The 19,335-nt window shown below is 58.3% G+C and carries 11 protein-coding genes; 7 read left to right on the top strand and 4 right to left on the bottom strand.

Annotated features, from left to right (window positions below; all coding sequences use genetic code 11):
- The first annotated feature begins 134 nt into the window (after nt 1–134).
- From LRK71_RS19295 to LRK71_RS19275, 5 genes are all read left to right on the top strand, one after another.
- Nucleotides 135–1,601: a sensor histidine kinase gene (locus tag LRK71_RS19295; protein ID WP_232405594.1), complete on the top strand. Its 1,467-nt coding sequence runs from the start codon at nt 135–137 to the stop codon at nt 1,599–1,601.
- Between the two features lie 545 nt (nt 1,602–2,146).
- Nucleotides 2,147–2,923, top strand: coding sequence for a substrate-binding periplasmic protein (locus LRK71_RS19290; RefSeq protein ID WP_232405593.1), 777 nt, complete (start codon nt 2,147–2,149; stop codon nt 2,921–2,923).
- A gap of 235 nt (nt 2,924–3,158) precedes the next feature.
- The gene (locus LRK71_RS19285; protein ID WP_232405592.1) at nt 3,159–4,886 is read left to right on the top strand and encodes a methyl-accepting chemotaxis protein; all 1,728 of its coding nucleotides are present in this window, start codon (nt 3,159–3,161) and stop codon (nt 4,884–4,886) included.
- A 144-nt stretch (nt 4,887–5,030) separates the two neighbouring features.
- Entirely contained in the window at nt 5,031–5,402 is a 372-nt protein-coding gene (locus tag LRK71_RS19280) for a VOC family protein (RefSeq protein ID WP_232405591.1), read from the top strand.
- 322 nt (nt 5,403–5,724) lie between these two features.
- Entirely contained in the window at nt 5,725–8,571 is a 2,847-nt protein-coding gene (locus LRK71_RS19275) for a DUF2339 domain-containing protein (protein WP_232405590.1), read from the top strand.
- A 111-nt stretch (nt 8,572–8,682) separates the two neighbouring features.
- Here LRK71_RS19275 and LRK71_RS19270 read toward each other — a convergent pair whose 3' ends face one another.
- The 3 genes from LRK71_RS19270 to LRK71_RS19260 all read right to left on the bottom strand — a co-directional run bounded on the left by LRK71_RS19270 (nt 8,683) and on the right by LRK71_RS19260 (nt 12,968).
- Nucleotides 8,683–10,848 carry a M10 family metallopeptidase gene (locus tag LRK71_RS19270; protein ID WP_232405589.1) on the bottom strand — a complete coding sequence of 722 codons (2,166 nt, stop codon included), beginning with the start codon at nt 10,846–10,848 and terminating at the stop codon, nt 8,683–8,685.
- Nucleotides 10,849–10,899: 51 nt separating this feature from the next.
- Nucleotides 10,900–11,319, bottom strand: coding sequence for a hypothetical protein (locus LRK71_RS19265; RefSeq protein WP_232405588.1), 420 nt, complete (start codon nt 11,317–11,319; stop codon nt 10,900–10,902).
- Nucleotides 11,320–11,651: 332 nt separating this feature from the next.
- The gene (locus LRK71_RS19260; protein ID WP_232405587.1) at nt 11,652–12,968 is read right to left on the bottom strand and encodes an alpha/beta hydrolase family protein; all 1,317 of its coding nucleotides are present in this window, start codon (nt 12,966–12,968) and stop codon (nt 11,652–11,654) included.
- A 402-nt stretch (nt 12,969–13,370) separates the two neighbouring features.
- Between LRK71_RS19260 and pdxR the strand changes: the two genes are divergently transcribed.
- Together pdxR and LRK71_RS19250 are read left to right on the top strand one after the other, a co-directional pair.
- Nucleotides 13,371–14,792, top strand: a complete 1,422-nt coding sequence (pdxR, locus tag LRK71_RS19255; RefSeq protein WP_232405586.1) for a MocR-like pyridoxine biosynthesis transcription factor PdxR — start codon at nt 13,371–13,373, stop codon at nt 14,790–14,792.
- Between the two features lie 192 nt (nt 14,793–14,984).
- Nucleotides 14,985–16,892 carry a methyl-accepting chemotaxis protein gene (locus tag LRK71_RS19250; RefSeq protein ID WP_232405585.1) on the top strand — a complete coding sequence of 636 codons (1,908 nt, stop codon included), beginning with the start codon at nt 14,985–14,987 and terminating at the stop codon, nt 16,890–16,892.
- Between the two features lie 133 nt (nt 16,893–17,025).
- Here the strand turns inward: LRK71_RS19250 and LRK71_RS19245 are convergent, their stop codons facing one another.
- Nucleotides 17,026–19,239, bottom strand: coding sequence for an NADP-dependent isocitrate dehydrogenase (locus tag LRK71_RS19245; protein ID WP_232405584.1), 2,214 nt, complete (start codon nt 19,237–19,239; stop codon nt 17,026–17,028).
- Nucleotides 19,240–19,335 lie beyond the last annotated feature (96 nt).

The raw sequence follows: 19,335 nt of genomic DNA, 5'->3' as shown, positions 1-19,335 counted from the left end.
ACCGCAAGGGATGCGGTGTCGTCCCGGCATTGTCAGAAAGAGAAATCTTTGTAGGTTAAAGTGGCGCACAGGCGCACTCTCAGGGGGAGGGGCGGAGGTTTTCGATGGGGCCAGTGAGTAGAAAGAGCAGCGCGTTGAGTAATTTGATGCCTAGGGATGGCAAAATGCTGCTGGCCTCTTGTCTGAGCATCATCGTCGGCATGGCCTTTGATTTCCTGACGCCATTGGGGGTGGCTGCCGGTGTTCTCTATGCGCTGTTTGTGCTAACGGCGATCTGGTGGCAACACACCAAAACATCTTTTGTTTTTGCGGGTGTGGCGACCTGCCTGATCGGAGCCGGCTATTGGTATATTGACGATGTCCGGGTCGATCTGGCTATCGTGCAGTTGAACCGTGCGCTGTCGATCTTTGTGGTCTGGGCCGCCGCCTTTATCATCTACGCGCAAAAGAGGATGGCCCTGTCGCGGGAAGTGAGCGAAGGCAACCTGCAGGCGGTGCTGGCCAGTGCCTTGGATGGCATTATCACGATCCGCGATGACGGCATAGTCGAGAGCTACAATGCGGCCTGTGGCAAGATGTTTGGCTTTGCCGCCGAAGAGGTGATCGGCCAAAATATCAAGATGCTGATGCCCGAACCTTATCAGCGCGAACATGACACATATCTGAGCAACTACCGCCGCACTGGCATCCGTAAAATCATTGGCATCGGGCGCGAGGTCAGGGGCCAGCGTCGGGATGGATCCACCTTTCCGATCGACCTGTCGGTGACCGAGGTGTCGACCAGCGGTCAACGATTGTTTTGCGGGGTCGTGCGCGACATTTCAAAGCGCAAAGAGGCAGAGCAAGAGCGAGAGGAAATGATCCAAAAACTGTCGCGCTCCAATCGAGATCTGGATCAATTTGCCTATATGGCCTCGCATGACCTGAAGGCGCCACTTCGGGTGATCGACAATGCGTCAGGCTGGCTAGAGGAAGACCTGGCTGATGTGATGGATCCTGAAAGCGCCGAAAACCTACAACTGATGCGCAACCGGGTCGCCCGGATGGAGCGGCTGCTGGATGATCTGCTGGCCTATGCGCGCATCGGCCAGGGGGAAGACGCGCGGTATGACCAGAAGATCGTCGGGAACAAGTTGATCGAAGAGGCCTTGCTGCTGACCGATGTCCCCGAGAGTTTTGTGGTCAATGTGGACCCCAAATTTGCAGATATTGAACTGCATCGCATGCCGCTGATGCAGATCTTTTCAAACCTGCTGAACAATGCGGTCAAGCATCACGACCGCGAAGATGGCACTGTGACCGTGTCGGTACAGGAAGAAGAGGGCAGATACCTCTTTTCTGTTTGCGATGACGGGCCGGGGATTGATGCGCGCTTTCATGGAGAGGTGTTTGAAATGTTCAAAAGGCTAAAGCCACGCGACCGGATTGAAGGCAGCGGCCTAGGACTGGCGATCATTGAAAAACTGACGCAGCAATTTGGTGAAGACCTCACCCTTAGGTCGGCGGAAGGGGCGGGCAGCACCTTCAGCTTTCGTTGGCCGGTGAATCAACCCGACAAGTCTGCGGTGAAAAAGGTTGCGGACAGATACCTGCCGGGATAGCGGCGCAACGGGCGAGAGCAGCCGGTTTCTGCTGGGGCATGGTCCGCACCCTGACGGTGGCACGATAGGGCAGGATACTGGCTGGCCAGCCTGATCTGACCTGTCTCGCAGGCGGACAATCAGCCCAAATATACTTGGCATTTTAGGGACCATCTCCAAACAGGGCGATTTTTCCACCGGTTGCAACCACGTAAAGGCCGCGATTGAGCGGTCCAGCAGAGCCCCAGCAGCACAAAAGACAGCCACCAGAAGACGAATATTTCGGTGCCAACTATCGTGTTTCGGTCTGAAACGTGTAGTCGAAAAATGATTGAAGTAATATTTTTCAGTCACTTAACTATACTTTGGCGAGGCCTTGTCAGTCGGCGCATTGCGCGGTCTTTTTTATGGTCTTGGCACCAGCCGTTTGCTTTTTTGAGGTTGCAAAAATAGGCGGGCGCCAAAATCGCGGACTACTGGCAATGACCAAGGCGAGGGGGGCAGAGGTAATCGGGTATTAAGAAACAAATGCTCTTGTACAGAAGAAATTCTTTCAGGAGCAAGATATGAAGTTTGGAATTGCAGCGACCGTCTCGGCGTCACTTGTCTTTCTGTCCAGCCCCGCAATGGCGGATGAGGTGACCGTATTGGCGGGTGATTTGCCTCCGATGGTCAACCAGGACGGAACCGGGCGCGAAGCTGAAATCATCTCGGCCGTTCTTGGGCAATGCGGGCATACCGCAGTCTTTGTTGTGCAGCCTTTCACCCGTCATTGGCAGTCTTTTGAAAGCGGCACCGGCGACGCGGTTTCGACCGTCCCGGTTGGCATGCCAACCTCTGGCACCCAGACACAATCCTACGTGTCCTATCAAAATGGTGTGTCATACCTGACCTCTTCCGAGCGTGAAGCCGCGACCCTGTCGGATCTGGATGGCTGGAATATCGTGGCCTTTGAAGGCGCCAGCAATATCATTCCAGGCCTGTCGGGCAGTACCGAGGCGTTCAAAACCTACCGTGAAATGGCGGACCAGAAAACCCAAAGCAAGCTGCTCTATGGCAAGCGTGTTGATGGCATCCTGGGCGATGGTATGCTCTTTGCCGAATTCGCCCGTCAGCTGCAGGAAGCGGGCGCATCTGCCGGTGTAGATGCAAGCCAGCCGATCGAATTCCGGGCGATTTTCGAACCTAGCCCCTACGCGATGAGCTTTCGTGATCCGGCCATGGCAGCAGAGTTTGATCGCTGCTTTGCCGAACTGGAAGCGGCAGGCACCATTGCCGATATCAATACCAAATGGACAGACAAATACCGCGATTCCCTCGAGGGCAACTACATGTCCTACTAACTGAATGCCGCCGTTTGCTGGTCGCCAAAGGCGGGCCAATAAACGGCGGCGCTCTCGCCAGGTCACCTGTGATCCCCTGGTTTTCTGCCGAATCCGGCTAGGCGGACCTGGCAGGGGGCAATTGCCTTCTACCAGGAGGCCTCGAAAACACGACAAGCCGTTTAATCAACTGGAGCAAAACATGTCGGGACATCTAAAACGATTCTTGAGTATGTCCATCAAGAAGAAATTGTTGTTGCCAATCTTGGCATGCATTGTTCTGTCGAATTTTGCCTATACGGTTTTCTGGGCATCCAAGCACAGCAATGCCTTGATTGATGCCTTTGATGAAGAAATACAATTGGCGCAGAGATTTGTTGTGCCCCCCGTTGCTGCAGCGGTGTGGGATTTCAACAGTGATGCGGCAATGGGCGCCATTCAGGGCGTGGCAGAAATGGATAACGCGCTCTTTGCCCAGGTGGTTGTCGATGGCGGCAGTTTTGCCGAAGTCTTTGTCGACGAGGCGCGCCGCGAAGAGCTGAAAGAGCAAATCGCCACGCTTTTGGCAGATGAAAGCCCTGAAAGCATGACCGAGATCAATCAGGTGGTCTATGTCAAGTTTCCCGTGGTGCTAACCGACGGAACTGCGGTTGGCCAAATGGTTATGGGATTTAACAATGGCACCATTAGCGAAACGGTATCTTCGCTGTATCTACAATCGGCTATCATCGGCCTGGCGGTGTGTCTGTTGATCGGCGTGATCGTCTATCTGTCGGCGGCCTCTGTGACGCGCCCGCTGGACCGAATTGTCGACCGGATTGATACGCTGCGCGGTGGGGATACTGATAGTCCCGTACCAGAAAAACGTCGCCGGGACGAGCTGGGCCGCCTGGCCGCAGCGGTGGTGGAATTTGTCGAAGCCATGCGCGCCAATGCCGAGATGGAGGCAACCTCCAAGGCAGCCGCCGCCGAGCAGGCCGGGGTTGTGGAAGAGCTGGCAAACGGGTTGAACAACCTGTCCAAGGGCAATCTGTCCTATCGCATCGAAAAGGAGATGAGCCCGGAATACACGGCGCTGCGCTCTGATTTCAACCAAACGGCCGAAACGCTGGATGATCTGATCGGTCGGGTTCTGGTTACAATTTCGCAGATGGATCAGCAGATCGGTGAAATGGCTTCTGGGACGGACGATCTCTCCCGGCGGACGGAAAACCAGGCAGCCACTCTGGAAGAGACGGCTGCAGCCCTAGACAGCATCACCTCGAACGTGCGCAATGCGACAACTCAGACAAAAGAGGTCGAAGGCACCATTTCCGAGACCTCTGAAGAAGCGCTGCGCAGTGGCGACATCGTTAAGCGGACGGTGCAGGCGATGAAGGAAATCGATGAATCCTCAGAAAAGATTTCGGCTATCAACAGCGTGATTGATGATATCTCGTTTCAGACCAACCTCTTGGCGCTGAACGCGGGGGTCGAAGCCGCCAGGGCTGGCGAAGTTGGCCGTGGCTTTGCGGTTGTTGCTTCCGAAGTGCGCTCTTTGGCGCTGAAATCCGCCACCTCTGCAAATGAGATCCGTGATCTCATTCATGCCAGCTCTGAAAAAGTCAAAGTTGGGGTTGAACTCGTGGATGAGGCGGGCCGGTCCCTGGAACATATCATCGCAAAAATTCAGTCGGTGTCGAAGCTGATCACCCAAATCGCAGCCTCTTCTGGCGAACAGGCCTCGACCATCTCCGAAATCAACGCCGGGATGATCGAACTGGACCGGGTGACCCAGCAAAATGCCAGCATGGTGCTGAAATCCAGTGATCAGGGCAAAAGCCTGCAACAGGCGGCCTCGGAACTGGCCGATCTGGTGGCGGGGCTGAAGCCTTCGGCACCGGGCACTGCCAGGGCTGGCCAGAACGCGGATGAGAGCTTTGGCGCATATGGCGCGGATGATTTTGGTATCGATAATTTTGATTCGAACCGGTTGGTGGGTTAAGAACCTACAAATCCTTGGCGCTCCCCCCTCGGGGGCATCGGCAACGCCTCGTTCCCAGCCTGGGGGACGGGGCGTTACTCTTTTGATGGCTTGACCTGCGTCAAAACCTGTTTTCCTACTGGTTGAAAATCAAGAGGAAAACAGATGATTGGATATGTAACCATCGGCGTCACCGATATGGAAAAAGCCAAGGCGTTTTATTGCGATCTTTTTGCCGAACGCGGGGCAAAGGTGATCATTGATGCTGGGCGCATTGCGATGATTGGTGCCACCCCAAAAGAACCGATGATTTCGGTCTGCCTGCCCTATGATGGCAAGGATCCGCAGCCTGGCAATGGCAATATGCTGGCCTTTGCAGCGCAGAGCAAAGAAGAAGCGGATGCGCTTTATGCCAAGGCAATTTCGCTGGGGGCTACCTGTGATGGTGCGCCAGGGCAACGTATCCCCGATCGGTTTTATGGTGCCTATGTGCGTGATCCGGATGGCAACAAGATGACTTTTTATGTCTTTGGCTAGCCGATGGATTCGCCCTGCCGGCTTTGAAGTCCAGCGGTCGTTGGCGGTTAAATACCAGGTCTCACGGCGCAAGCGGTGAGGCCTTTCTTGTTTCTGGAGGGCCTCACTCGGCTGTTTTCTGGGCGCGGCAAGGCCTTGGAGGGAATGCGATCTCACAGGAATTGCAAGAAGGTGCCCCGCGGGGGGCTCTTGCGTCTGGGGGATCGCCTGTGCAGCGACAGGGGGCGGCCGGTTGGGCCGCAGAGAGCGATGGGCTTGCTTGCCTGTTCGTGGCCTTTCGCCTAGCTTGCGTGCAATTCTGTCTCATTGAAATGATCCTTAGATGTTAGATTTTGGTCTGGTTCTTTTGGGGTTGCTAAGCCTTATTTTTCTGCTTGGTGTGCCTTATCTGTTAATTTCGCATATGCGGCTAAAGGCGCAGGTGCGCGCCCTGGAGGCCAGGGTCGCAGCGCAAATCGCACCGCCGGGGGCTGTAAATACCGCACCGGATTCCCGGCCTGTTGCTCAGCCTGCTGTCCCACAGGCTGAGCCGGGCGATCAGGCCGCCATCAAAGCGGGACTGCCCTGGGGTGAGCGAAAGTCCATGCCAGAGGCGGACGCGCCAGAGAAACCGTTTGACACATCAAAGTCAGAGATACGACAACCGGATGGGCAGACCCCAGACGAAACAGTGCAGCAGGCGGTGCCGCCGCGGGCCTTTGTGTTGCGGCAGGATCGTCTGGCGCTGTTGGTGCAATGGGTGCGTGACAATTGGGTGCTGGTGGCGGGGGCCACCTCGCTTGCGCTGGCGGGTGTCTTTATGGTGCAATACGGTGTCGAGAACGGTCTGTTGACGCCGTTCTGGCGGGTAATGGCGGCGCTGGGCTTTGGTGTGGCGCTGGTGGTCGGCGGTGAAGTCATCCGGCGTCGCGTCGGGGACGAAACCGAAGGGGCAGCGCAGCATCTGGCCTCGGCCTTGGCTGGCGCGGGCCTAGTCACTCTGTTTGCCGGGGTGCTGTCGGCCCGCATTCTATACGGGTTGGTTGAGCCGGGAATGGGCTTTGCCGCCCTGTGCCTGGTGTCGGTGCTGGCGCTGGTGTTGGGCTGGTTCTACGGCGCGTTTTTGACCGCGCTGGGGATCCTTGGGGCCTGTCTGGCACCGTTTCTGGTGGGGGGGCAATCCGAGGCCCCCTGGATGCTCTACTATTATTTTGCGCTGATTTCCGTGGTCGGGCTTGGGGTGGATACCATTAAGCGATGGGCCTGGATTTCCGGGCTTGCCCTGCTTGCCCCGCTCAGCGCCGCTTGCCTACTGTATCTGGCGGGTGGCGAGGCGCCGCATTTCCTGGCGGGGCTGATGGTGATTGCCGCCGCCGGGGTCATTGTGCCAGAGCGCAGCCTATTTCCGCGTCATGCGGGGCGGGCTGTGGTGCAGATTTTCCAACCCGGTGCGGGTGCGCGGATTTATCCTGAATTTCCCACCCGGATTTCGGCCTGTGTGACTGGCGCGGTGAGCGGCGCGGCGCTTTTGGTGGCGGTTCAGGCGGGTCAAGCGGCAGAGGTGGTTTTTGCGCTGGGTATCTTGGTGCTGCTGCTGCTGGCAACACTGATCTGGATGCGCCAGGCGGTGGCGCTATTTGATCATGCTCTGCTGCCGGGCCTGGCCATTCTGGCGTTGATCCTGAATGAGGGCCTCAATGCAGGCCCGTTGCTGCAAGAGTTTCACGCCGCCCTGCAGCGCCCGCCGGAAACAGCGCCACCGCAAACCATCTGGGTATTGATTGCAATTGGCGCGCTGGGCTCTGCCCTGGCCTATCTGCGGATGCAGTGGAGCCTGCGACCCGAGGGGGAGGCAGAGGTCGACCGGGCGATCTATTGGGCCGTTTGCGCGGCGGTTTTTGCGCCGGCCCTGATGTTGGTGGTGGAATTCACCTGGGCCCCGGTACTGATCCATGGCACCTATACCTGGGCGCTTGCGGCGCTGCTGCTTGCGGCGGGAATGACCTTTGGCGCAGAGCGTTGCGCACGGGGGCCGCAGGTGGCAAAGCCTGCACTGCGGGTGGCGCTGTTTGCTATCGCCGCGCTTACCCTTATCGCCTTTGCCCTGTTCCTTATCCTGTCAAAATCGGCGCTGACATTGGCGCTGGCGGTCATGGTGGTGCTGGTGGTTGTGATCGATCGAAAATACGACCTGCCGACCCTGGCGGTCTTTGTGCAGTTGGGGGTCGCGGTGATCACCTATCGGCTGGTGCTGGACCCCGGCGTGTTCTGGGCGCTTGACCGCGACTATATCGACCAGGACTGGCGCTATGTAACGCCTCTGTGGCAGATCTTGCTGGCCTATCTGGGCAGCCTTGGCCTATTGGGCCTTGGCTGGCGGCTGGCGGGGGGACGCCGGGAAAAGACCGCGCTGGTGCTGGAAAGCGCTGCTGTGACCCTTGCCGCAGTTTTCCTGAGCGTGCTGATCCTGCGTCTGCTGCCGGAAGAGATGCGACATGGCCATGCTGGCGTGGGGCTCTTGGCGACGGTCTGGACTGCCTGCCTGATGAACCAGATCTACCGGATCTCCTTGAGCAGTCGGGTGTCGGCAGTGCTGCGCGGACTATTGGCGCTAGGCTACGGACTGGCTGCCCTGGGCAGCATTCTGGCGCTGTTTGTCTTTGCCAATCCGCTGTTCTCTTATGCAGAGATCACCTCAGGCCCCTTGATCTTTGACAGCCTTGCAGCGGCTTATTTGCCGCTGGCTGCCGTCTTCGCCGGTGCTGCCCTGCGGTTGCCGACGAGGTGGAGCTGGCTGCGCCGGGCCTGCGCGGTTCTGGCCAGTGGCCTGGGTGCCTATTATATCAGCCTAGAGATCCGTCGGTTCTGGCAGGGCGACGACCTGAGCCTGCCGGGTGTCAGCGATCCAGAGCTGTATTCTTACACCGTCGCGCTGTTGCTGGCCTCGGCCGACGGGCTGATCCTGGCTTTCTGGCGGCGCTCTGATCTGCTGCGCAAGCTGGCCATGGCAGGTGTGGTGCTGACCATCGCCAAGGTGTTCCTGGTGGATATGAGCGGGCTGTCCGGGCTGACGCGAGTGTTTTCCTTCATGGGGCTTGGGCTGGCATTGGTGGGGCTTGCCTGGTTGAACCGGGTGATGAACGCCCAGTGGCAAAAGGGAATGAAAGGCAGCGCAGACCCTGACGATTAGGCTGGGGTATTCCTTGCAAAAGGCGGGCCATATTGGCCCGCCTTTTGTGTGTTCGGTGTAAAAAATGTCCGCCGATGGTGACGCCTTGGGTGGGGAAGAGCCCACTAGGGGCTAGAACAGGAAGTCATCGGCCGAGAGGTCGGCCATTCCGACACCAGTGAGCGTCACGCTATTGCCTGCTCCATCGCTGATGACCGCATCGCCGCCCACTTCACTGAGGTGATTGTTCACCAGGTCATCGTAGGTGCTGATGCTGTTGACGCCCGCCAATGAAATGATCTCGCCGGTTTCGGTGGTGTCAAAATCGGTGATGGTATCGGTGCCAAACCCTCCGGAAAAGACAAAGACATCGGCCCCACTGCCGCCGGTCAGCACCTCATTGCCACCATCGTCATTCAGGGTGTCGTTGCCCGCGCCGCCAATCAGCGTGTCATCGCCCCAGGCGCCGTTCAGCAGGTTGTTGCCGCTGTTGCCGGTGATCAGGTTTGCGCCGCCATTGCCGGTGCCATCAATGTCTGCACTGCCGGAAAGGGTCAGGCTTTCCAGGTTTTGGCTAAGGTCACGCAGTTCAATGCTGACCGACGAAATCACATGATCGCTGCCATTGCCCTTCGTTTCGACAATCTGGTCACCAAGGCTGTCGACATAGTAGGTATCGTTGCCGCTGCCGCCAACCATACGGTCCTGCCCGTGGTCATCCTGGAAGGTATCGTTGCCTGCGCCGCCAAGCAGCCTGTCGTTGCCCCAGGCACCGTTCAGCAGGTTGTTGCCGCTGTTGCCCGCGATCACGTTATTGCGGCCATTGCCGGTGCCGTCGATGTTGTTGGTGCCAGTCAGGGTCAGGTTCTCTACATGATTGCTAAGGTCGCGCAGTGCAACTGACATACCCGCCTTTATCAGATCGGTGCCTTCGCCTTGCTGTTCGCGCACCTGATCCAAGGCATGATCAACATAATAGGTGTCATTGCCGCTGCCGCCGATCATCCGGTCTTTGCCCGCGCCATCTTTGAAGGTGTCGTTGCCAGCGCCGCCAATCAGCGTGTCATTGCCCCAGGCGCCGTTCAGCAGGTTGTCGCCGCTATTGCCGGTAATGGTGTTCTTGCGCCCATTCCCGATGCCCGAAAAATCACCCGTCCCGGTCAGGGTCAGCGTTTCGATGTTGTTGCTGCTGTTGCGAAGCGCAAAGCTGGCAGAGGCTTCGACGTGATCCTGGCCTTCGCCACTGTTTTCTACAATCCGGTCCGTGCTGGCATCGACATAGTAGAGGTCATCGCCGCTGCCGCCCACCAGGGTATCACTGCCAGCGCCGCCGATCAGCGTATCGTTGCCGCTACCGCTTTGCAGATAGTTGTCTGCCGCATTGCCGGTGATGGTATCATTCCCAGACCCGGTGATGGCGTTTTCAATCACCGTGCCGCGGCCAATGGCAAAGTTTCCGACCTTGCCGTTCAGATCGGAAAAGCTGTCGACCACCAGGCTAAGGTTCTGGTTGTACCCGCGCGAGCCCAGATCAATGGTGTCGATGCCGCCGCTGTCAACAATGGTCGAGGCATAGGCGTGGTCCAGATCCATGATGCTGCGGCCAGTGGTATTGCCATCGCCATAGGTGGTATTGCCGGTTTCGACTGTGGTGGGCACGCCGTAGAGATCCTGAATGGCGGCAATATCCGCGATCTGCGGCGTGGCGACATAGGCAAAATCTGCATTGACCGCCGTGGCTTCGTCCTGGGCAAAATAGGACATGATGCTCATCTGCCAGCTGTCATTGGCAAAGGCGGCGTCGTACTCATAGGTGGCGTTGCCATTGTAATTTCCGGAATGGCCCAGCCCCAGCGCATGGCCAATTTCGTGAATGAAGGTCTGCAGGTAGTACTCGCCATAGACAGCCCAGGATGTGGGAATATTGATATCTGAGCTTAAGATGGTCGTGCCCGAGACAGATGAACTGGCATAGGCTCCGCGGGTATCGGCGTCGTCAAAGGTGATATCGGCGCTAAGGTTGGTTTCGACAATGTCGAGCCCGCTTACGGCCTCCCAGCTGTCCAGCGCGGTGCGGGCCACCTCGCGGGCGCTTGCGGTCAGCCCGGTCAGATTGACGCTGATTTCCCGCCCGACACCGGTGATGAAAGATCGGGTTGAACCGCCCCAGTATCCGGCCGTCAAAAAGTCTGCGATCTGGTCTACGGAATAGGTTGGCTTGGCGGCGTATTGAACACCCTCTGCCGCGGACCCGTCATCTGAAGCTGAATGGTCATGGGGCTGAATGCTGGCAGGCATGAAAAAAATCCTTGTGTACTTAGAACTAGGTGAGGGGCAGGCCGTCTGCCGCTACAATGGCAGATCGGAGGCTTTTATCAGGGCATGTGCATAGGGGGCCAGATTGGCGGTCTCAAGGTTGCGGTCCATCACGGTAAATTCCAGGACAGGCCCTTGCGTTTGCTGTCCTGTCTGGTCTTGCCAGACGAGATGCCCGGACAGCCGGGCGTCATCGCGGGTCTTTTCGAGATAGCGAATGGTCACCTGTCCTTTGGTCGGTGCCGCAAAGGGGGCTGTGGCTTCGACGTGCATCAACGCAAGGTTTGGTGATTTTTCCCGCAGGGCATCTGCCAATGCGGCGCAGATCACCGGTTGGTCTGAGGTGTCACACTGAAACAGGATGGAAGAGGGATTTTGGCTGGACACTTGGAACCCCGCGGTAAGGAAAAAGGCAATGGTGAGGGGGCGCAGAACAGGTTTCAATTGGAACATGTGAATTCACCCAAGCCTTGTCCCCATTCGGTCTTCGTTACATTACAAAGTGCTTATCAGATAGTTCAATCATTGGGCAGGAATACAGGGAAATTTCGGCAAGATTATGGCTTGGTCCAGACTTCTGCCCGCCAGGAATGCATAAATCGACCCATAGGCGCACATCCAGGGTTAAGACACGCGGCCATCAGCAACAGCCATGAAGCCTGGGCACTGGCACATCCCCTGCGACGGTGAATGTGCCAGCCCCATTTGTCTGCGCGCACTTGCCCCTGACAAACGCGCGCAGAGCCAGACCGCAAGCATTGCGCGGGGCGCAGGGTCCCTGCCAGTTATTCGCTGGCTGTCAGTGTTTCAAAGCGAAGACCAGCTGCCGTGCGCGGGGCAAAGCCCTTCCAATAGGTGTGATCCTCCTGCTCCTTGCCGGTGTCATCCTTGGAGACAACTCCGTCAGCGGCATTTGATACCAGCTCCAGATAGCTGGCCTTGTCGTCCTCTGCCTTGAGGTGCAGCCCCATGAAGGCGGTGGCAAAATGCTGGGTGATATTGTTCATCCGGTTGGTATCCCACACAGCATCGGCGTAGTGTTCGAAGGGGATAAAATCCAGATGGTCCACCGGTTCCCAGCTTTCGATCGGGGCAGGCATGGGGGCGGCGGCGTTGTGGTTTGCATTTTCAAAGGTCAGCAGATGGCGGCTGGTATTGACCGCGCCTTTAAAGATCTGGCGCATGGCCGCATAGACCGAAACATCGTCGACACTGCCGGCCATCATCAATAGCGGCTTGTTGATGCCAGCTAGGCCAGTGGCATCCCAAAATCCGGTGTTCATGCCCCAGGGGCCAATCGCAATCACGGCTTTCACCCGCGGATCAATCAGCGCCGCATGGCTGTCAGACCCAGCCTCGTGGCGGGCCAGCAATCCGGCGGGGGTGCCCCAGCTATACTGGGTTGAGGCTTCGGTCACACCAGCCCCTGCAAAGACCAGGGCGCCATAGCCGCCCATGGAATAGCCGATCACCCCGGTCTGGTCGGTATTGATAATGGCACCCAGCGGCCCCTCCAGTGCTGCCATCTGATCAATGACAAACCGTTGGTCCAGTGGACGGTTCAGCAGGGTAGAGCCAAAGGCAGCTTTATCCGAATAGGTGCTGTCGCGGTGATCAATCGAGACGGTGACATAGCCCTTGGTGGCAAGGTTTTCCCCCAGATGGGACAGCAGATAGCGATTGCCAGGATAGCCATGCGAAATCACCACCATGGGAAAGCTCTCTCCGCTTGCCGGGGTGGCATCTCGGGAGGCACGGCCTTTTAGCGTCACTTCGGTTTTTCCATCCCGCAGAATGGCCTGATAGCTGCCGCCTGCCTCGGTACCGGCTGCGGCAGGGTACCAGACTTCAACGGTGAGGTCGCGGTCATACAGCGGCTGCGCCTCGTCGGTGGTATTTAGGATGTCATGCTGCCCCGGATTGGTGAATTCCAGGGTCTGCACCCCGATGGGATAGGCGCCAAAGGCGGCCAGTTCAGGTGCATCGGGGCGAATACGGTCAATGCGGTTTTCCGCCAGTGCCAGGGATGGCAGGCAAGTTGCGGCCAGTGCACCCGTGGCCAGGGCCAGGCCAATTCCTGCGGCGCGGTTTTTGTTAGACATGTTTTTCTCCCAATTTTGTTTTTAGTCGAACACCCCAATGCGCTCCAGCTCACGGACCCGAGGGGGACAGGCGTCAGCAGTAGGGCCGCAATGTAACAGGTTCACCATTGGGGCGACGTATGACAGCCATGGTAGATGACGAGCCAGCAAGGGTTTGGGTCAAGAGTTCGCGGGCGTAGCTGCGGCAAAAACGCAGCGTCATTGCCGAGCGGTGTCTTTGGCCGCAAAGTCCGGGCAAAACAGGTGGAGAGGGGCTGGTGATGCCCCGTCTCTGGCTGGGGCAGTCCTGAAACCGACTGAGCCGGTCTCGGCGGCATCCGTGCCGATTACCCTTGTTTTGGGCGGGGCATGTTGGCAGAAATGACCTGATTTAAACCTACCAATCCTGAAGGCAGCCTGCTGATGACGCAAACACCCTGGCTGGGGTTCTCCATTGATCGGTCATCGGGCACGCCGGTGTTTGAACAGATCTGCAGTGCCATTCGCGCGCGCGCGGCCTCTGGTGCCATGGGGTTGGGTAGCAAATTACCTCCAACGCGGGTCTTCGCAACAGAGCTTGGGGTGTCGCGCTCTACCATTGTCACCGCCTATGAACAGCTGGTGGCCGAGGGCTATTTGAGCAGCCAGCAAGGGTCGGGCTATCGTCTGTGTGCGGTGGGCGAGGTGGAACTGCCCCAGCAAAACAGCGTCAGCGGTGGCCAGGACCTTGCCCCCCCGCAAGAGATGTCGACGCCGCGCCCGTTTCGTGCGGGCACACCGGATATGCGGCTGTTTCCCTATCGGCAATGGGGCAAGACGGTGGCGCGGATTTGCCGCGCAGATCCGCAGGCGATGTTTCATGGCACCGGTGGCTTTGGTGCCTGGCCGCTGCGGCAAGCGATTTGCGACCATGTTGCGGAATGGCGCGGGATTTCCGCCCGACCGGAACAGGTGATTGTCACCGCCGGCGCCACCGATGCCTTGTCGATCTGCCTGCATGCGCTGGCGGCGGCGGGCGACAGGGTGGCGTTGGAGGATCCCGGCTATCCGCCGTTGTCGCATTTTGTCACGGCCCAGAATCTGCAGGCAGACTATCTGCGGGTGGACGATAGCGGTGCGGTTTTGCCCAGTCGATCTGTTGCCGCGCGCCTGGCCATTCTGACTCCCTCGCATCAATTTCCGCTGGGCGGCGCGATGTCGCCTGCGCGCCGGGTGGAGTTCCTTCAATGGGCCCGCGAAACGGATGCCTGGATCATAGAGGATGACTACGACAGCGAGTTTCGCTATGCGGGCCGTCCCATCCCCGCGATGGCGGGGTTTGATCGGTTGCAGCGCAGCCTCTACATCGGCAGCTTTTCCAAGATATTTTCCAATGCGCTGCGCCTTGGCTATCTGATCCTGCCGGAATCGCTGGTGCAGATGTTTCAACACAGCATTCAGCGCTTTGGCCCCTTGGCCAGCAGTATGCCGCAGCAGCCGCTGGCAGATTTTATCGCCAACGGAGAGTTCTACCGCCACCTGCGCCGGGTGCGCCGGGTCTATGCAGAGCGCCGTCGCTATCTGTTGTCTCGGCTGGCGCAGGATTTTGGTGCCTATGGGTTTTGCCATGATCACCAGGCGGGCATGCAGGTGGTGTTCCATCTAACCTGCAACCGGCGCGATCAGGACATCTGTGCCGCCGCCGCCGCACAGGGGCTGACACTTGAGGCGCTCTCGGGATTTGCGCAGCGTCAGACCGAGGCATCGAAGGCCCATAACGGGCTTTTATTGGGGTTTTGCGGGTACAACGAAGCTGAGCTTGAGCAGGGGCTGCTGATCCTGCAACAGTTGTTTGATCGGGGTTAGCGGGGAGGCGCGCTTTGCCAGCAGCCGTTCACAGCCCAATGCAGAGGGCCCTCCAGCGTGGGTGAAGGTGTGCTTGGTATAATTTAATCTATTCGTGTCGCCGAGATGGTCTTTCAGAAAGTGGAAATAATGAAATCTTAGGAATCCGGGCATAAGCAGGACAGAAGTAAAAGATTTAGAGGACGTTCCAAAATGCCACAGATCCTGTTCCGACTGCCGACACGGATATACGCCTTGGCGGCCCTAGCCGTTAGCTTGGCCGCTGTTTTGACCTTTGTATTGCTGGCTCGCTCGGTAGAGCAAGCCTACGATATGCGCGAAAACGAGCTTGCCAGCGTGACTGATGCGATGATCAGCATTCTTGCGGATCTGGATGCGCAGGTTCAGGCGGGTGAGCTGACGCTTGACGAAGCCCAGGAACGGGGTAAGGCTCAGGTTGAACTGTTGCGGTTTGGCACGGCCGGATATTTTTTCGCCTTTGACGATAGCAACGTGATGCGTGCCCATGCGGTGGCAAAACAGCTGATCGGTGAAGACCAGAGCAATTTCGAAGATGTGAATGGGCTTTTGATTTTTCAAGAGTTCGCCAAGGTTGTCGAAGCCGATGGTGCAGGGTCGGTCATTTACCATTTCAACAAACCGAATTCCGAAATCCCAGAAGCAAAAATGGGCTATGTGAAGCTCTTTAGTCCCTGGGGTTGGATCATCGGAACCGGCGCCTACGTATCTGATATCGAAGCCGAACTGAGTGCCATGCGCTGGGCGGCGATGACCGCGTTGGCGATCAGCCTTGCGATCCTGGCGATTGGTGCCACCGTGATCACCCGCAGTGTGACAAAGCCGGTGAACGCCCTGAAAGAGCGGATGCATAGCATGGCGGATGGCGACACGGACACCGATATTCCTGGAACTGGCAACAAGAGCGAAATTGGCGATATGGCGCGCCGCCTGGAAGTGTTCCGGCAGTCTCTGATCCGTCAAAAAGAGCTGGAGCAGGAACGAACAGACCGCGAAGCAGAGCAGTCAGATGTTGTCTCAACTCTGAGCCGTAGCCTGGCTGCGTTGTCGCAGGGCGATCTGACGGTGAAAATCGGTCAGGCCTTCCCAGCGGATTATGCCCAGCTGCGCACCGACTTCAACCAGACAATCGAAACCCTGAGCGGCACAATGGCCAAAATGGTCGAGGCGACCAATTCCATTCGCAATGGCGCGACTGAAATTAGCCAGGCTTCGGATGATCTGTCGCATCGTACCGAAAGCCAGGCGGCCACGCTGGAAGAGACCGCCGCCGCGATGGACGAGCTGACCGCAAGCGTCAAATCCGCCGCCGAGGGGGCGCGCAGCGTCGAGGCGACGATGGAAGCGGCCAAGAAAGAGGCCGAGATCAGCGGCGAGGTGGTGCAGAGCGCGGTTTCGGCGATGACCGAGATTGAGCAAAGCTCGAACCACATCGGTCAGATCATCTCGGTGATTGACGATATTGCTTTCCAAACCAACCTCTTGGCACTGAACGCCGGGGTCGAGGCGGCCCGGGCTGGCGAGGCTGGCAAAGGCTTTGCGGTTGTGGCCTCCGAAGTGCGCGCCCTGGCGCAGCGGTCTTCGGATGCGGCGATGGAAATCAAGACGTTGATCGGTGACAGCTCGAAACAGGTGGCGCGTGGCGTTGATCTGGTGGGCAAGGCGGGCGAAGCGCTGGAAAGCATCGTTGGCCAGGTCAGCCATATTTCGAAACTGGTGTCCGGCATCGCCGAGGGCGCGGTGGAGCAATCCACGGGCCTGAACGAGATCAACACCGGGGTGACCCAGCTGGATCAGGTGACCCAGCAAAACGCCGCCATGGTGGAACAGGCAACCGCCGCCGGGCATCTTTTGAATACAGATTCTTCCAAACTGGCTGAGCTGATCGCGATCTTCAAAGTGGATGGCAGTGCATCCGTTACCGCCATGCCGCGTCCGGCTGCCGCGGTTGCGCCAGCAGCCCCTGTGACACCATCGGCCCATGGCGATGATGACTGGGATCTGGAGGCTGCCCCCGCCCCAAGCATTGTCAACGTCAGTACAGATGGTAATGCGGCCAGGGATATGTGGCAGGATTTCTGACCCTTCGGTCACAGACCTGTCGTTGAATGATAAAAACGCCCGGCGAAACCGCCGGGCGTTTTTTGTTTTGTCTGTCTCAGCATCAATAGGCTGGTCTCTGCCCCGGCGGATTACGCGCCGGGGCGCCGGGGGGTCAGCCGATGATGGCGTTCAGCGTTGCGCTTGGGCGCATCACGGCAGCCTTTTGAGCCGCATTCGGATGGTAGTAGCCGCCGATATCGGCAGCAGGGCCCTGGGCGGCGGCCAGTTCGGTCAGGATCTGGGTTTCACCCTCTTGCAGGGCGGTCGCGATCAAGGCGAAATGTTCGGCGATTTCGGCATCGTCACTCTGGGCTGCCAGGGCTTCGGCCCAGTAGCGGGCAAACCAATAGTGACTATCGCGGTTGTCGGGTTCACCAACCTTGCGCGATGGCGACTTATTGTTGTCCAGAATGCCTTGGGTCGCTACTTCGGCGGCCGCGCCCAGCACACCGGCCTTGGCATTGCCTTTGCTATCCGCCAGGAAGTTCAGGCTTTCACCCAGGGCGCAGAATTCGCCCATCGAGTCCCAGCGTAGGTGGTTTTGTTCAACCAGCTGTTGCACGTGTTTGGGCGCAGAACCACCGGCACCGGTTTCAAACAATCCGCCACCTTTCATCAGTTTCACAATCGACAGCATCTTGGCCGAGGTGCCCAGTTCCAGGATCGGGAACAGATCGGTCAGGTAGTCGCGCAGCACGTTGCCGGTGATGGCGATGCTGTCCTTGCCTGCGGTGATGGTTTCCAGCGACTGGCGGGTTGCCTCGCGCGGGGCCATGATCTGGAACTTATCCGCCACGCCGGCCGCTTCCAGCGCGGGCTTGACGTATTTGATCAGCTCGGCGTCATGGGCGCGGTTTTCATCCAGCCAGAAGATCGACTCGGATCCGGTCAGACGCTGGCGATCCAGCGCCAGTTCGATCCAGTTTTCAATAGGCGCCTGTTTGGCGGTGCAGGCGCGCCAGATATCGCCAGCCTCTACGTCGTGACTGTGCAGTGTCTCACCATTGGCCAGAACCACCCGGATGGTGCCATCCGCAGGCGCCTCGAATGTGGTTGGGTGGCTGCCGTATTCCTCGGCCTTTTGCGCCATTAGGCCGACGTTGGCGACAGAACCTGCGGTGGTGACGTCAAGCGCGCCATTGGCTTTGAAGAAATTGATCGCCTCGTCATAGACGGTGGCATAGCAGCGATCGGGGATGACGCAGTTGGTGTCGCCCTTGTTGCCCGCCGCGTCCCAGCCTTTGCCGCCAGCGCGGATCACTGCGGGCATCGAGGCATCGATGATCACATCCGATGGCACATGCAGGTTGGTGATGCCTTTGTCGCTATCGACCATATACATGGCAGGGCGATCGGCAGTTGCGGTCTCGATTGCGGCCATGATGTCGGCGTTGCCGGACACGCGATCCAACAGATCACCGAGGCCGGAATTGGCATTCACCCCCAGCGCGTCCAGTTCAGCGCCGAATTTGTCAAACACGGGCGCCAGCCAGGCCTTGACCGCGTGGCCAAAGATGATCGGGTCAGAGACCTTCATCATGGTGGCCTTCAGGTGCAGCGAAAACATGGTGCCGTCTGCCTTGGTGTCGGCAATGGCATCCGCCAGGAAGGACCCTAGCGCAGCGGCAGACATAAAGGTGGCATCGGCAATGGTGCCTGCCTCCAGCGCCCAGCCGTCTTTCAGCACGGTGACCGCGCCATCCTTGGCGACAAACTTGATCTTGGCATTGCCAGCCTGGGCTGCGGTGATGGTGGCCGCTTTTTCATTGGCATAGAAATCATTGCCTGGCATCGACGACACCTTGGTCTTGCTGTCTGTGGACCAGGTCCCCATCGAATGCGGATTGTTTTGAGCGTAGTTCTTGACGGCGCGGGCGGCGCGACGGTCGGAATTGCCCTCGCGCAGAACCGGGTTTACAGCAGAACCTTTCAGCCCATCATAGCGGACGCGGGTTTCTTTTTCGGCGTCGCTCTTGGGGTCTTCGGGGTAGTTGGGGATGTCATAGCCTTGCGATTGCAGTTCTTCGATCGCGGCAAGCAGCTGCGGCACAGAGGCCGAGATATTGGGCAGCTTGATGACATTTGCACCGGGGGTTTTGACCAGTTCGCCCAGCTCGGCTAGGTCATCGGTCTGGCGCTGCTCGGCGGTCAAGCCTTCGGGGAAGGTGGCAATGATACGACCCGCCAGCGAAATATCCTTGGTGCCAACACTGACATCTGCGGCGGCCGCAAACTTGCGGATGATCGGCAAAAAGGACGCCGAGGCCAGCTCGGGGGCTTCGTCTACGATGGTATACAGAATGTCGGGGTTTGAATTTTCTGTCATGTTTCTCAACCTTTCAGCGATAGCGGAAGCTTTGTTGACTTAGCGTAGCAGCGCTACGTCTCTTGCATAAGAGAGAACGGACCCGGCGCCGATCTG

Origin of the sequence: Pseudophaeobacter flagellatus, assembly GCF_021228235.1 — a bacterium.
Classification (GTDB): Bacteria; Pseudomonadota; Alphaproteobacteria; order Rhodobacterales; family Rhodobacteraceae; genus Pseudophaeobacter; species Pseudophaeobacter flagellatus.
This window is presented reverse-complemented; position numbering and strand designations above follow the sequence as displayed.

Excerpts from the sequence above, each read along its gene's own strand:
- LRK71_RS19290 (WP_232405593.1), top strand. The coding sequence starts at position 2,147 with ATGAAGTTTGGAATTGCAGCGACCGTCTCGGCGTCACTTGTCTTTCTG.
- LRK71_RS19280 (WP_232405591.1), top strand. The coding sequence starts at position 5,031 with ATGATTGGATATGTAACCATCGGCGTCACCGATATGGAAAAAGCCAAG.
- LRK71_RS19275 (WP_232405590.1), top strand. The coding sequence starts at position 5,725 with ATGTTAGATTTTGGTCTGGTTCTTTTGGGGTTGCTAAGCCTTATTTTT.
- LRK71_RS19270 (WP_232405589.1), bottom strand. The coding sequence starts at position 10,848 with ATGCCTGCCAGCATTCAGCCCCATGACCATTCAGCTTCAGATGACGGG.
- LRK71_RS19265 (WP_232405588.1), bottom strand. The coding sequence starts at position 11,319 with ATGTTCCAATTGAAACCTGTTCTGCGCCCCCTCACCATTGCCTTTTTC.
- LRK71_RS19260 (WP_232405587.1), bottom strand. The coding sequence starts at position 12,968 with ATGTCTAACAAAAACCGCGCCGCAGGAATTGGCCTGGCCCTGGCCACG.
- pdxR (WP_232405586.1), top strand. The coding sequence starts at position 13,371 with ATGACGCAAACACCCTGGCTGGGGTTCTCCATTGATCGGTCATCGGGC.
- LRK71_RS19250 (WP_232405585.1), top strand. The coding sequence starts at position 14,985 with ATGCCACAGATCCTGTTCCGACTGCCGACACGGATATACGCCTTGGCG.
- LRK71_RS19245 (WP_232405584.1), bottom strand. The coding sequence starts at position 19,239 with ATGACAGAAAATTCAAACCCCGACATTCTGTATACCATCGTAGACGAA.